The sequence below is a fragment of the Pseudomonas sp. LLC-1 genome (assembly GCF_002992185.1).
GTDB classification, from domain to species: Bacteria; Pseudomonadota; Gammaproteobacteria; order Pseudomonadales; family Pseudomonadaceae; genus Aquipseudomonas; species Aquipseudomonas monteilii.
The window spans coordinates 254,148-267,408 of sequence record NZ_LUVY01000015.1; the positions used below are offsets into that span (position 1 = coordinate 254,148).

General features: G+C 64.2%; 10 protein-coding genes. 6 read left to right on the forward strand and 4 right to left on the reverse strand.

Annotation, left to right across the window (positions count from 1 at the left end; all coding sequences use genetic code 11):
* Positions 1–107 precede the first annotated feature (107 nt).
* Positions 108–998 (reverse strand): LysR family transcriptional regulator, encoded by an 891-nt coding sequence (locus A0O30_RS16325; RefSeq protein WP_105947177.1) that lies wholly within the window; start codon positions 996–998, stop codon positions 108–110.
* A 136-nt stretch (positions 999–1,134) separates the two neighbouring features.
* Here A0O30_RS16325 and A0O30_RS16330 point away from each other — a divergent pair, with 136 nt between their 5' ends.
* Positions 1,135–2,625, forward strand: a complete 1,491-nt coding sequence (locus A0O30_RS16330; protein ID WP_016712672.1) for an aldehyde dehydrogenase family protein — start codon at positions 1,135–1,137, stop codon at positions 2,623–2,625.
* Positions 2,626–2,791: 166 nt separating this feature from the next.
* Positions 2,792–4,078 (forward strand): FAD-binding oxidoreductase, encoded by a 1,287-nt coding sequence (locus A0O30_RS16335; protein ID WP_105947178.1) that lies wholly within the window; start codon positions 2,792–2,794, stop codon positions 4,076–4,078.
* 46 nt (positions 4,079–4,124) lie between these two features.
* Here the strand turns inward: A0O30_RS16335 and A0O30_RS16340 are convergent, their stop codons facing one another.
* Positions 4,125–5,552, reverse strand: a complete 1,428-nt coding sequence (locus A0O30_RS16340) for a mechanosensitive ion channel family protein (protein ID WP_105947260.1) — start codon at positions 5,550–5,552, stop codon at positions 4,125–4,127.
* Positions 5,553–5,754: 202 nt separating this feature from the next.
* Here A0O30_RS16340 and ycaC point away from each other — a divergent pair, with 202 nt between their 5' ends.
* From ycaC to A0O30_RS16360, 4 genes are all read left to right on the forward strand, one after another.
* Positions 5,755–6,384, forward strand: a complete 630-nt coding sequence (gene ycaC, locus A0O30_RS16345) for an isochorismate family cysteine hydrolase YcaC (protein WP_105947179.1) — start codon at positions 5,755–5,757, stop codon at positions 6,382–6,384.
* A 117-nt stretch (positions 6,385–6,501) separates the two neighbouring features.
* The gene (locus tag A0O30_RS16350) at positions 6,502–7,068 is read left to right on the forward strand and encodes an antibiotic biosynthesis monooxygenase (protein WP_105947180.1); all 567 of its coding nucleotides are present in this window, start codon (positions 6,502–6,504) and stop codon (positions 7,066–7,068) included.
* A gap of 39 nt (positions 7,069–7,107) precedes the next feature.
* Positions 7,108–7,926: an alpha/beta fold hydrolase gene (locus A0O30_RS16355; protein ID WP_105947181.1), complete on the forward strand. Its 819-nt coding sequence runs from the start codon at positions 7,108–7,110 to the stop codon at positions 7,924–7,926.
* A gap of 322 nt (positions 7,927–8,248) precedes the next feature.
* A complete protein-coding gene (locus A0O30_RS16360; protein ID WP_177410287.1) occupies positions 8,249–10,090 on the forward strand; it encodes an amidohydrolase in 1,842 nt (613 codons plus the stop codon).
* A 164-nt stretch (positions 10,091–10,254) separates the two neighbouring features.
* Here the strand turns inward: A0O30_RS16360 and A0O30_RS16365 are convergent, their stop codons facing one another.
* Positions 10,255–11,853, reverse strand: coding sequence for an MFS transporter (locus tag A0O30_RS16365; protein WP_105947183.1), 1,599 nt, complete (start codon positions 11,851–11,853; stop codon positions 10,255–10,257).
* A 1-nt stretch (position 11,854) separates the two neighbouring features.
* The gene (locus A0O30_RS16370) at positions 11,855–13,117 is read right to left on the reverse strand and encodes an OprD family porin (RefSeq protein WP_105947184.1); all 1,263 of its coding nucleotides are present in this window, start codon (positions 13,115–13,117) and stop codon (positions 11,855–11,857) included.
* Between the last annotated feature and the right edge of the window lie 144 nt (positions 13,118–13,261).

Here is a 13,261-nt window from a genome sequence, read left to right on the forward strand (position 1 = left end):
TGAAAGCTGGGAATGCACTTGGCTCACAAGCGAAAAAAAGTGAGTGTGTCATTCCTTTTTTGATCGACCTTCAGGGCCCTTTCGCGGGTTCACCCGCGAAGAGGCCCTCAAGCCTGAAGCTGCTCGTGAATCCATTCCACCAATGCCCTGACCTTGGGCACCTCCGCCGCATGCTCGGCATACGCCAGATAATGCGCTCCGGCACTGCGCATCGCATGGTTCCAAGGCACCACCAAACTTCCGTCGGCCAGCTCCTTCGCCGCCAGGTAGCGTGGCACCAGTGCCACCCCGCACCCGGCCTGCGCCGCGCTCAAGGCCATATAGAACGTATCGAAGCGTGGCCCGTGGTAAGCGCTGACGCTCTGCAGGTCCAGCTCAAGGAACCACTCATGCCACGCCTCCGGCCGCGACGTGCTCTGCAACAGCACCAGGTCGGCCAGCTCTGCGGCATCGCCCAATGTGCGCCCGGCCAGTAGCTCCGGCGCGCACACCGGCACCACCTCTTCGCGGAACAGCTCCACGCAGGTGGCCCCCGGCCAAGTGCCCTGGCCGTAGAAAAACACCACGTCCGCCGAGCCCTGCAACAGGGCAAACGGCTCCATCTCGTTGCGGATATCGAGGTGAATATTGCTGTGCCGCTTACCAAAACCCTTCAGGTGCGGGATCAGCCAGCGCACGCCAAAACTCGGTTGAGTGGCTACCTTCAATATCTCGGTCTGCTCGCCGTAGGTGAGTACGTAGCGGCTGGACATGTCCACCTGGGTGAGGATCTTGTTGACCTCGGCCAGGTACAGGCTGCCGGCCGGCGTCAGCTGCAGGCGCCGGCGAATGCGCAGGAACAGGTGGTGGCGCAGCATGTCTTCTAGCTGCGCCACCTGCTTGCTGACCGCGCTTTGGGTCAGGTGCAGCTCTTCGGCGGCACGGGTAAAGCTCAAATGGCGGGCTGCAGCTTCAAAGCACTGCAGGGCGGTCATGGAGGGCACCAGGCGTTTGGACATAGCGGTCTCTGCGGCTCAAATCATTACCTGACGGAATGATATGCGGAATAAAGGTCGTTTGTTGTACCTATGTGATCGGATTAATACTGATCCACATCATTTTTCCACCCCATCACCCGATGTAGGAGAAGCACAAATGGTTGCTGGATTGCTCGAGCGCCTTGGCGTTGCCGCCGAGGCTTACACCCAGGGCGACTACCCTGTTCACACGCCGATCGACGGCAGCCAGATCGCCTCGGTGAAACTGCTCGGCAAGGCCGAGACCATCGCCCGCATCGACCAGGCCCAAAGCGCCTTCGAAGCCTGGCGCACCGTGCCGGCCCCGCGCCGTGGCGAACTGGTGCGCCTGTTCGGCGAAGTGCTGCGTGAGCACAAGGCCGACCTGGGCGAGCTGGTATCGATCGAAGCCGGCAAGATCACCCAGGAAGGCCTGGGCGAAGTGCAGGAAATGATCGACATCTGCGACTTCGCCGTTGGCCTGTCGCGCCAGCTGTACGGCCTGACCATCGCCTCCGAGCGCCCAGGCCACCACATGCGTGAAACCTGGCACCCGCTGGGCGTGGTCGGCGTGATCAGCGCCTTCAACTTCCCGGTTGCCGTCTGGGCCTGGAACACCGCCCTGGCCCTGGTGGCCGGTAACTCGGTGGTGTGGAAGCCTTCTGAGAAAACCCCGCTCACCGCCCTGGCTTGCCAGGCACTGTTCGAAAAAGCCCTGAAAGCCTTCGGCGATGCTCCGGCTGGCCTGGCCCAACTGGTCATCGGCGGCCGTGAAGCCGGCGAAGCCATGGTCGACGACCCGCGCGTGCCGCTGGTCAGCGCCACCGGCAGCACCCGCATGGGCCGTGAAGTGGGCCCACGTGTTGCTGCCCGTTTCGGCCGCAGCATCCTCGAACTGGGCGGCAACAACGCCATGATCCTGGCCCCGAGCGCCGACCTGGACCTGGCCGTGCGCGGCATCCTGTTCTCGGCTGTCGGCACCGCCGGCCAGCGTTGCACCACCCTGCGCCGCCTGATCGTGCACCGCTCGATCAAGGACGAAGTGGTTGCCCGTGTCAAAGCCGCTTACGGCAAAGTGCGCATCGGCGACCCACGCAAGGACAACCTGGTCGGCCCGCTGATCGACAAGCTGTCGTTTGATGCCATGCAGGGCGCGCTGGCCAAGGCCCGCGACGAAGGCGGCCAGGTGTTTGGCGGCGAGCGTCAGCTGGCCGACCAGTACCCGAACGCCTACTACGTGTCGCCTGCCATTGCCGAAATGCCGGCGCAGAGCGACGTGGTGCGCCACGAAACCTTCGCACCGATCCTGTACGTGCTGGCCTACGACGACTTCGAAGAGGCCCTGCGCCTGAACAACGAAGTGCCACAAGGCCTGTCGTCGTGCATCTTCACCACCGACATTCGTGAGGCCGAGCGCTTCCAGAGTGCCTCGGGCAGCGACTGCGGCATCGCCAACGTCAACATCGGCACCAGCGGCGCCGAGATCGGCGGTGCGTTTGGTGGCGAGAAGGAAACCGGCGGTGGTCGTGAGTCGGGTTCGGATGCCTGGAAAGGCTACATGCGTCGTCAGACCAACACCGTGAACTACTCGCGCGAGCTGCCGCTGGCGCAGGGTATCGTGTTTGACTGATCGGTAGGTGCTGCATGGCCGGGGGCATAGCCCCCGGTTCGCGGGTAAACCCGCTCCTACAGGGACTGCACAGATTCTGGAGCCTGTGCGGTCCCTGTAGGAGCGGGTTTACCCGCGAATGGGCCGCCACGCGGCCCCAACAAGAACAAATTGCTGGAGCCGGGCCATGTCCGAACTGCGTCAAGAATGCTTGTGGGAATTCGTCAGCAAACCGACCGTAGCCGCCCAGGCCCTGGCCGGTGAGCACAAGGCCGATGTTTGCGTGATCGGTGGCGGCATTACCGGCCTGTCGGCGGCCATCCACCTGCTCGAACAGGGCAAGTCGGTGATCCTGCTGGAGGCCTGGAAGATCGGCCACGGCGGCTCCGGGCGCAACGTGGGCCTGGTCAACGCCGGCACCTGGATCCGCCCTGACGACGTCGAGGCCACCCTCGGCCAGAAGCAGGGCAGCCGCCTGAACAAGGTGCTGGGCGAAGCCCCAGGCGAAGTGTTCGCCATGATCGAGCGCCTGGGCATCGACTGCCAGGCCCAGCACAAAGGCACGCTGCACATGGCGCACAACGCCACCGGCATCGCCGACCTTGAGGCCCGTCACGAACAATGGCGCCGCCGTGGTGCCGACGTGGAGCTGCTGACCGGCGCTCAGTGCCAGGAAAACTGCGGCACCGACAAAATTTCCGCCGCGCTGCTCGACCGTCGCGCCGGCACCATCAACCCCATGGGTTACACCCAGGGCCTGGCGGCTGCCGTGGCGCGTCTGGGCGGCAAGCTGTTCCAGCAGTCTTCGGTCGAAGGCCTGGAGCGTGACGGCGATGCCTGGCGGGTGAAGACCGCACGTGGCTCGGTGCGCGCCGACAAGGTGGTGATTTCCACCGGTGCCTACACCGAAGGCGACTGGAGCAACCTGCAGAAGCAGTTCTTCCGTGGGTACTACTACCAGGTGGCGTCCAAGCCGTTGCAGGGCGCAGCAGCCGACAAGGTGCTGCCGCATGGTCAAGGCTCGTGGGACACCCGCACTGTGCTCAGCAGCATCCGCCGCGACGACCAGGGCCGTCTGCTGCTCGGCAGCCTGGGCCGGGTCGACAACAAGCCGTCGTGGTTCGTCCGCAGTTGGGCAGACCGGATCCAGAGCCACTACTACCCTGAGCTGGGCAAGGTCGAGTGGGAAATGCACTGGACGGGCTGCATCGACTTCACCCCCGATCACCTGATGCGCCTGTTTGAGCCGGCGCCGGGGCTGGTGGCGGTGACCGGGTATAACGGGCGGGGTAACACCACCGGCACCGTGATTGGCCGGGCGTTTGCCGAGTTCCTGCTGAAGGGGGAGGCGGATAGCCTGCCGATTCCGTTCTCGCCGATGACCGGCGTGAGTGCGCCTGCGCTGCGCACCGCGTTCTATGAGTCCGGGTTCTCGCTGTACCACGCGGGGCAATGCTTGAGAGTTGTGTTGTAAGTTCAGGCCTCTTCGCGGGCGAGCCCGCGAAGAGGCCGACACAGGCTTACTTGTGCAACCAGCTGAGGAAGCCACCTTTCTTGATCAACGCCGGCTTCTGCAGCAACAACGACTCCCGGCTCTGGCGCCGGAATCGCTGCAACTTGCTCAATGCCGTCTGCACCTCGCCACGCTGCTGCAAGCAGCTCTTCACCTGTTCCTTGTCGATCCGGTACAGCACGCAGCTGGTCAGCGTGCGGAACTCGGCCAGCGAATCCTCTTCATCGATGATGCCCTCGATCCCCAGCACCTCACCCGGCCCCATGCGCCCGGCTTCGACCAACTTGTCGCCATCGCGCACCGATGCCGAGATGACCCCGCTGCCAATCACCAACAGGTGATCGGAATGCTCGCCAACGCCCAGGATCACCTGATCCGCCAGGTACTCCACCGCCGTCATGCGCTGGCTCAGCGCATCACGCTCTTCATCGCTTAGCGAGCGGAACACCCTCACCTCGTCCAGTACCTCGCGCTGGCGGCTGCGCGGCGGCAGGGCCAGGTCCACGTTCCACATCACGCCGCTGGCCTCTAGGTGGCGGTGCGCAAGGTCGAACAGCTGGTTGCGTGCGTCGCCCTTGGCGCCTGCGTCGGCTACGAAACCGCTGGCCTCGTACTCCACGGATTCCAGTGTCGAGGCCTTCACCGTCACCTTCGGCTTTGGGGTATCAAGAATGGCACTGACGCCCTGCAGGGCCTTTTCCAGTGCATCGAACACCCGCTTGGGCCGCACCTTGGCCGGCACCACCACGCTGATCGATACCCCATGCACATCGGCCGGGCGGCTGTGGTTGAGCAGCCGGGCCTTGGCCGCCACCGAGTTGGGAATCACCGCCAGGCTGCCGGTGCCGGTCAGCAGGCGCGTGGCGCGCCAGTCGATGTCCAGCACCTTGCCTTCGGTGCCGTCGATGGAAATCGAGTCGCCAATCTGGTAGGGCCGCGTGGTGTTCAGCACGATGCCGCTGAATACGTCGGCCAGGGTGCTTTGCAGCGCCAGGCCGATGACGATGGCCATCACCCCGGAGGTGGCCAGCAGACCTTTCACCGGCAGTTGCATCACATAGCCAGCGGCAGCCACCACGGCGGCCAGGAAGATCAACGCCCCCAGCACATCCTGCAACAACCGCCCGCCATGGCTGCCACGGGCGACCAGCAGCAGGCCGAACACCACCGTGACCGTGCGCGCACCAAACAGCCACCAGCCAATGGCCAATACCGTGGCCATGAGGTTGCGCGAGACATCGTCGGGCCAGGGTGGTGGTTGCAGCGGGCTCATGCCGGCGGCCACCAGCACCGAGCTGAACAGCAGGAATATCACCAAGCGCGTGCCGATGCGCCAGGCGCGGCGCTGGATGGGGATGAGTTGCCAGAGCACGAGATCCAGCAGGAGCAGGGCAGTACCGAGCAACAACGGGGACGACTGGATGAACGCCAGCATGGTGGTCTCAGGGTGGGGGAAGGGCTGTGGGTAGTAATAGAGCAGGTAGCCCAGCAAATCCACTGCCAATTTGTCGTTCCTTAAATAGAACGCTAAAGCCAAAATCAGCTATCTACCGCTCCAAAGGTGATGGTTTTAATCTTCTCCCATCAACGCGAAACACCCCACTTACTGAACATCAAAACCCTTAGGAGCAACGACCATGACCAACTTCAAATACAACCGCCTGAACAAAGACGACGCCGCTGTCCTGCTGGTCGACCACCAGGCTGGCCTGCTGTCCCTGGTCCGCGACATCGAGCCGGACGCGTTCAAGAACAACGTGCTGGCCCTGGCCGACCTGGCCAAGTTCTTCAACCTGCCGACCATCCTCACCACCAGCTTCGAACAAGGCCCCAACGGCCCGCTGGTTCCCGAGCTGAAAGCCCTGTTCCCGGACGCCCCGTACATCGCCCGCCCAGGCCAGATCAACGCCTGGGACAACGAAGACTTCGTCAAGGCCGTGAAGGCCGCCGGCAAGAAGCAACTGATCATCGCCGGCGTGGTGACTGAAGTGTGCGTAGCCTTCCCGGCCCTGTCGGCCCTGGAAGAAGAGTTCGACGTGTTCGTGGTTACCGATGCCTCCGGCACCTTCAACGCCATGACCCGTGACGCCGCCCACGACCGCATGAGCCAGGCCGGTGCCCAGCTGATGACCTGGTTCGGCGTGGCCTGTGAGCTGCACCGCGACTGGCGCAACGACATCGAAGGCCTGGCCGCGCTGTGCTCCAACCACATCCCGGACTACCGCAACCTGATGACCAGCTACAACGCCTTCAACGCCGGCAAGTAAGCCAAACCGCCCCGGGCACCGCCAGTCGGTGCCCGCCAAGGGCAGCACACCCATCCAATCCTCCGCCCGTTCACCGTTGCACAGTGGATGCGGGCAAGCTCATCCCAAGGAACGCCGATGAACACCGCACTCCAAGACAACCGCAACGTGGTGACCCTGGTTATCCAGCACAAGGTCCGCGCCGCCTCACTGGCAGATTACGAAGCGTGGCTCAAGCGCACGGTCAGCACCGCGCGCCGCCAGCCGGGGCACCTGGACGTCAACGTCATCCGTCCCGATGACGGTGGGTTGCACTTCACTACCGTGGTGCGCTTTGCCGATGCCAGCCTGCTGCAGGCCTGGGTCAATTCGGGTGAGCGCCAGGCGTTGGTCAATGAAGTACTGCCACTGCTCGAAGGTGGTGACCACACCCAGGTGCACGACGATCCAGAGTTCTGGTTCACCCCGCCGAGCACTACGGCGGCGCAACCGCCGCGCTGGAAGCAGGCGCTGCTGACCTACCTGGTGATCTGCCCGATGACCATGGTCATTCCGCAACTACTGGCGCCGCTGTTCGCACGCTTCCCGCAGCTGGGCGGCCCGATTACCGGCAACCTCATCGTCAACCTGTTCGTCATCCTGCCCGTGGTGTTCTACATCATGCCTTGGGTAACCCGCCGCTGCGCCAACTGGCTGCGCGGCTGAGCCACGCCTTCACCTCGACACTTTCAAGGAGATACCGTTATGAGCACCTTCGTTACCCGCGATGGCACTTCGATCTATTTCAAGGACTGGGGCAGCGGCAAGCCCGTGCTGTTCAGCCACGGCTGGCCGCTGGATGCCGACATGTGGGATTCGCAGATGGAGTTCCTGGCCAGTCGCGGCTACCGCGCCATCGCCTTCGACCGCCGTGGCTTCGGCCGTTCGAGCCAGCCGTGGAACGGTTACGACTACGACACCTTTGCCGATGACATTGCCCAGCTGATCGAACACCTCGACCTGCGCGACGTCACCCTGGTGGGCTTCTCGATGGGTGGCGGTGATGTCAGCCGCTACATCGCCCGCCACGGCAGCGAGCGGTTGGCCGGGCTGGTGTTGCTGGGGGCTGTGACGCCAGTATTCGGCAAGCGCGACGACAACCCTGAGGGTGTCGACCTGTCGGTGTTCGAGGGTATCCGTGCCGGCCTGCGTGCCGACCGTGCCCAGTTCATCGCCGACTTTGCCACGCCGTTCTATGGCCTGAATCATGGGCAGCAGGTGTCCCAGGGCGTGCAAGCGCAAACCCTGAACATCGCGCTGATGGCCTCGATCAAGGGCACCCTGGATTGCGTGACGGCGTTCTCCGAAACCGACTTCCGCCCGGACATGGCCAAGGTCGATGTGCCGACGCTGGTGATTCATGGTGACGACGACCAGATCGTGCCGTTCGAAACCACCGGCAAGCAGGCGGCAGAGCTGATTCGCGGGGCTGAGCTGAAGGTGTATGCCGGTGCGCCGCACGGGTTTGCGGTGACCCATGCACAGCAGCTGAATGAGGATTTGCTGGCGTTCCTTCAGCAGTAACTGTGGGAGGCATTCGCGGCGGTGCGGCGACCCGACGAGCCCGCGAAGTGGCCAGCCCAGGCAGCACAACGGTTGAACAGGGCTAACCTTCTTCAACCCACCGCACATCCATCCAAGCCCTGACCTTGCACTAACCGGCATGCTTCGCAGTCGCCCCTGCCGGCCCCAGTCGGAGAAGCCCATGTCCCAGGACCGCAACGACAAGACCCGTCGCCAGTTCCTCGCCACCAGCACCGTGCTCGGTGCCGCCGGCGCGCTCTGGTCCGCATTGCCCTTCACCGGCCAAGCCGGTTCCGCTCACGCATCCACCCAAGGAGGTTCCATGACCGCCGACCTGATTCTGTTCAACGGCAAACTGCACACCGTTGACCGCGAAAAGCCTACTGCGACCGCCGTCGCCATCAAGGATGGCCGCTTCATCGCCGTGGGTAACGACGCCGAGGCCATGGCCCACAAGGGCGCCACCACGCAAATCGTCGACCTAAAGCAACGCACGGTCATCCCCGGCCTGAACGACTCGCACCTGCACCTGATCCGCGGTGGCCTGAACTACAACCTGGAACTGCGCTGGGAAGGCGTGCCGTCGGTGGCTGATGCCCTGCGCATGCTCAAGGACCAGGCTGCGCGCACGCCAACCCCGCAGTGGGTGCGTGTGGTGGGTGGCTGGAACGAATTCCAGTTCGCCGAAAAACGCATGCCCACCCTGGAAGAAATCAACCAGGCAGCACCCGATACCCCGGTGTTCCTGCTGCACCTCTACGACCGCGCCTTGCTCAACCGCGCAGCGCTGAAGGCAGTCGGCTACGACAAGAGCACCCCGAACCCGCCGGGTGGCGAGATCCAGCGTGACAAGTTCGGCAACCCGACCGGCATGCTCATCGCCCGCCCCAACGCGATGATCCTCTACGCCACCCTGGCCAAAGGGCCGAAGCTGCCGCTGGAATACCAGGTCAACTCCACCCGCCAGTTCATGCGTGAACTCAACCGCCTGGGCCTGACCAGCGCCATCGACGCTGGCGGCGGCTACCAGAATTTCCCCGACGACTACTCGGTGATCCAGGAGCTGGCCGACAACAACCAGCTGACCGTGCGCATCGCCTACAACCTGTTCACCCAGAAGCCCAAGGAAGAGCTGGACGACTTCAAGAAGTGGACCTCCAGCGTCAAGCTGCACAGCGGCACCGACTTCCTGCGCCATAACGGCGCCGGCGAAATGCTGGTGTTCTCCGCCGCCGACTTCGAGGACTTCCTCGAACCGCGCCCGGACCTGCCGCAAACCATGGAAGAAGAACTGGAACCGGTGGTGCGCCACCTGGTCGAGCAGCGCTGGCCGTTCCGCCTGCACGCCACCTATAACGAATCGATCACGCGCATGCTCGACGTGTTCGAGAAGGTCAACCGCGACATCCCGTTCAACGGCCTGCCGTGGTTCTTCGACCACGCCGAAACCATCACCCCACAGAACATCGAGCGCGTGCGTGCCCTGGGCGGTGGTATCGCCATTCAGGACCGCATGGCCTTCCAGGGTGAATACTTCGTCGACCGTTACGGCGCCAAGGCGGCAGAACAGACCCCGCCGATCAAACGCATGCTCGACATGGGCGTACCGGTAGGTGCCGGTACCGACGCCACCCGCGTGTCCAGCTACAACCCATGGACATCGCTGTACTGGCTGGTCAGCGGCAAGACCGTTGGCGGCATGGAGCTTTACCCGGAAGGCCTGAGCCGCGACACCGCGCTGCAACTGTTCACCCAGGGCAGCGCCTGGTTCTCCAGCGAGCAGGGCAAGAAAGGCCAGATCAAGGTGGGCCAGCTGGCTGACCTGGCGGCGTTGTCGCTGGACTTCTTCAGCGTTGATGAAGAGGCGATCAAGGGCATCGAGTCGGTACTGACCATTGTCGATGGCAAGGTTGTGTACGCTGCCGGCGAATTTGATCGCCTTGGCCCACCGCAGGTGCCAGTGCTGCCAGAGTGGTCGCCAGTAGCCAAGGTGCCAGGGCACTGGCGCGTGGGTACGCCGTCGCTGGCGGCTGCCGTGCATCAGTGCTCGGGGCCGTGCGGGGTACATGCGCACAGTCATGACAAAGCGCGTAAATCGAGTGTGCCGGTCAATGACTTCCAGGGCTTCTGGGGGGCGCTGGGTTGCTCGTGCTTTGCTTTCTAAGCTGAGCTGATGTGAAGAAGGGGCCAGTTTGTGGCCCCTTTTTTATGTTGCCTGTTCTGGCCCTATCGCCGGCAAGCCAGCTCCCACAGGACTGCACAACCCTCAAGGCCTGTGGAGGTCCTGTGGGAGCTGGCTTGCCGGCGATAGGGCCAGGGAGGCTAGCATCAATGGTGAGCCTTGTGCTCAGCCCCCGCCAGCAGATGCCGAATCTTCACTTCAACCCCATCCGTCTGCAGCATCCGCACCCGCGCCTCGATCTTCAGCTCCCCCCGGGTCACCCGATGGTGATGCCGCAAATGCTCCAGCCACGACTCTTCGAAGAAAAACTCCAGCCAAAGCGCCGGGTCTGCACTGTCGCGCATCAATCCCCAGGACAGTGCCCCATTGCGCTTGCGCATGGCTTCCAACTCCCGCGCCGCCAGCTGGAAGGCTTCGGCCTTGGCCGGGTCGATGTGATACTCCACCGTCACCATCACCGGCCCGCTTTCCTTGTCCATGTCATCGTTCAGCACCGGCACTGGCCAGTGCAACGACGGTGTCAGCTCTTCGGCTTCGGTTTCCGGCAGGGTCACCTTGCAGGTCAGCAACGTACCCAGGGCCAGACCACCCGCCGCCAGCAGCAGGCTCAAGGTGATCGACGCATGGCTGGCCAGCGTGCCCCACAGCAACCCGCCACACGCCATGGCACCAAAGAAGATCAGGATGTACACCGACAACGCCCGCGCCCGCACCCAGGCTGGCACCGAGGTTTGCGCCGCCACCTGCAGGTTGGACAGCACCGCGATCCACGCCGCCCCGCTGAGCAGCATCGCCGGCAGCAGCACATAGAAGTTGCGCACAAGCGCCAGCGCCAGCAGGAACAGCGCATACAGCAGGCTGGCGAACAGCACCAGGCGGTCGCGGCTGATGCGTTCGCGCAGGCGCGGCAGCAGGGTGGCGCCGGCCACCGCGCCAATGCCGATGGCCGCCAGCAGCAAGCCGAAGTCGGCAGCAGTGCCTTGCATTTCGCCGCGCACGATCAGCGGCAGCAGCGAGGTGCCGGCGCTGGCGCAGAAGAAGAACGCTACAGCCCGCAACAGCACGGCCTGCAAGGGTTTGGCACTGCGCGCGAAGCGCAGGCCGGTGCGCATGGCGCCCACGAAGCGCTCGGCTGGCAGCAGCGGCTCCTTCACCTCGCGTTTCCACAGGAACAACACCAGGATCACCCCGGCAAACGAAATGGCGTTGAAGGCAAAGGTCAGCCATGGGCCGACCATGCTCACCACCACGCCGGCCAGGGCCGGGCCAATGGCGCGGGACACATTGATGCCCACACTGGAGATGGCCACCGCGTTGGCCAGGTCTTCCTTGCCCACCAGTTCCGGCGTCAGTGCACTCCACGCCGGCATCATCAGTGCCGTGCCGATGCCCAGTGCCAGGGTCAGCACCAGCAGCAAGGTCACGTTCATCAGCCCGAGCAGGGTAAGGGTTGCCAGCACCACGGCCACGGCAGACATCCACAGCTGCACCAGCAACAGGTAGCGGCGCTTGTCGACGATATCCGCCGCCGCGCCCGCTGGCAGGGCCAGGAAGAACATCGGCAGCGAGCCCGCCACCTGGATCAGCGCCACGTGCAGCGGGCTGGCCGACAGCGTGGTCATCAACCAGCCGGCGCCCACCTCGTGCATCCAGGTGCCGATATTGGAGGCGATGGTGGCGATCCACAGCATGCGGAAGGTGGTGTTGCGCAACGGGCTCCAGGCGCCTGAAGGGGATGTGCTCATGTCAGAAGCTGCCTTTGAGTGGGTATTCGATGATCAGGTAGATACGGTCGATGTCATCGCCGGCCTGGGCCTGATTGGCGCGGTGGCTTACATGGGAGAACGACAGGCTCAAGTCTTTGGCGGCGCCCGACTGCACCACGTATTTCAGGTCGATGTCGCGCTCCCAGTGCCTGCCGCCGTCGCCGTACTGGCCAACGTAGGCGCCGCTGGCCGGTGCATGGCTGCCGTCGATGCCACGGCCGCTGACGTAGCGGCCCATCAGGCTCAGGCCGGGGAGGCCGAGGGTGGCGAAGTTGAGGTCGTAGCGCAGTTGCCACGAACGCTCGCCCGGGCCGTTGAAGTCGGCGTACTTGATCGAGTTGGCCAGGTAGATGGAATCGCCGCCGACGAAGTCGAACGGGGTGTCGCCCTCGACCTTCTGGTAGGCCAGGCTCAGCGCCTGGGCGCCGAAGCTGTACTTGGCCAGCAGGCTGTAGGCGAGGGTGTCGATTGCCCCGGCACTGGCATTGCCCGTATCGCGGGTTTTGTAGAGATTGCCGTCCACGCGCCAGTTGCCTTCGGCCAGGTTCAGGTTGAGGTAGGCCTGGCGCCAGGTGTCCTCCAGCTGCCCGGCATACAATGCCGCGCCGAACGGCCCGTCGGGTGCGAAGGCGGCACCGGCCAGGCTGATGGCCCGGTTGTGCGTGGTGGCGCCGTAGCCGCTGAAGTCGTCGTGGGTGGAGCTGTTGTCCTGGTTGTTGAAGGCGGTGAAACGCCCGGCTTGCAGACGCCAGTCGGGCAGGTCGGTGTTCTCCACGAACCAGCCGGTGGCGTACTCCGGGTGCAGGCGCTTGTCGCCGGTGTCGAACACCGGGGTTTCCACGTTCATTTCGCCGTAGCGCAACTGGGTGTTGCCCAGGCGCAGCTTGAGTGCGGCGCCGGCGCTGGAGTAGTCGGATTCGGCGCGGCCATCGCTGTCGCGTGGCAGCAGACCGGTACCGGCATGCCCGCGGCCGCCGTCGAGCTTCAGGCCAAGAAAACCGTGGGCGTCGATGCCCACGCCAACCGTGCCTTCAGTGAAGCCCGAGCGGACCTCGCCGATGAAGCCTTGAGCCCATTCCTGGCGGTAGTTCTGGCCGCTGGCAGAGGGCGAGCGGAAGTCGCTGTGCAGGAAGTAGTTGCGGCTGAGCAACGACCAGCCGGGTTCGTCGGCCTGGCTGAGTGCGGGGCAGAGGGCGAGGGTGGCGAGCAGGGCGCGGCCTGGTCCGTGTGTGGCGCGGATCATGGGGAGCTCCGGGGGATGATCCGGGACTGTGGAGCAAGGATAGGCCGGGGGTCTTGTAAGGGTGTGCTGGGGTTACCTTTCACCTGCTCCGGCCCTATCGCCGGCAAGCCAGCTCCCACAAGTACTCCACAGCTTTCAAGGACT

What these genes read in the sequence shown, in the direction of transcription:
- A0O30_RS16355 (WP_105947181.1), top strand. Translation starts at nt 7,108, where the DNA reads ATGAGCACCTTCGTTACCCGCGATGGCACTTCGATCTATTTCAAGGAC.
- A0O30_RS16330 (WP_016712672.1), top strand. Translation starts at nt 1,135, where the DNA reads ATGGTTGCTGGATTGCTCGAGCGCCTTGGCGTTGCCGCCGAGGCTTAC.
- A0O30_RS16370 (WP_105947184.1), bottom strand. Translation starts at nt 13,117, where the DNA reads ATGATCCGCGCCACACACGGACCAGGCCGCGCCCTGCTCGCCACCCTC.
- A0O30_RS16350 (WP_105947180.1), top strand. Translation starts at nt 6,502, where the DNA reads ATGAACACCGCACTCCAAGACAACCGCAACGTGGTGACCCTGGTTATC.
- A0O30_RS16340 (WP_105947260.1), bottom strand. Translation starts at nt 5,552, where the DNA reads ATGCTGGCGTTCATCCAGTCGTCCCCGTTGTTGCTCGGTACTGCCCTG.
- A0O30_RS16365 (WP_105947183.1), bottom strand. Translation starts at nt 11,853, where the DNA reads ATGAGCACATCCCCTTCAGGCGCCTGGAGCCCGTTGCGCAACACCACC.
- A0O30_RS16360 (WP_177410287.1), top strand. Translation starts at nt 8,249, where the DNA reads ATGACCGCCGACCTGATTCTGTTCAACGGCAAACTGCACACCGTTGAC.
- A0O30_RS16335 (WP_105947178.1), top strand. Translation starts at nt 2,792, where the DNA reads ATGTCCGAACTGCGTCAAGAATGCTTGTGGGAATTCGTCAGCAAACCG.
- ycaC (WP_105947179.1), top strand. Translation starts at nt 5,755, where the DNA reads ATGACCAACTTCAAATACAACCGCCTGAACAAAGACGACGCCGCTGTC.
- A0O30_RS16325 (WP_105947177.1), bottom strand. Translation starts at nt 998, where the DNA reads ATGTCCAAACGCCTGGTGCCCTCCATGACCGCCCTGCAGTGCTTTGAA.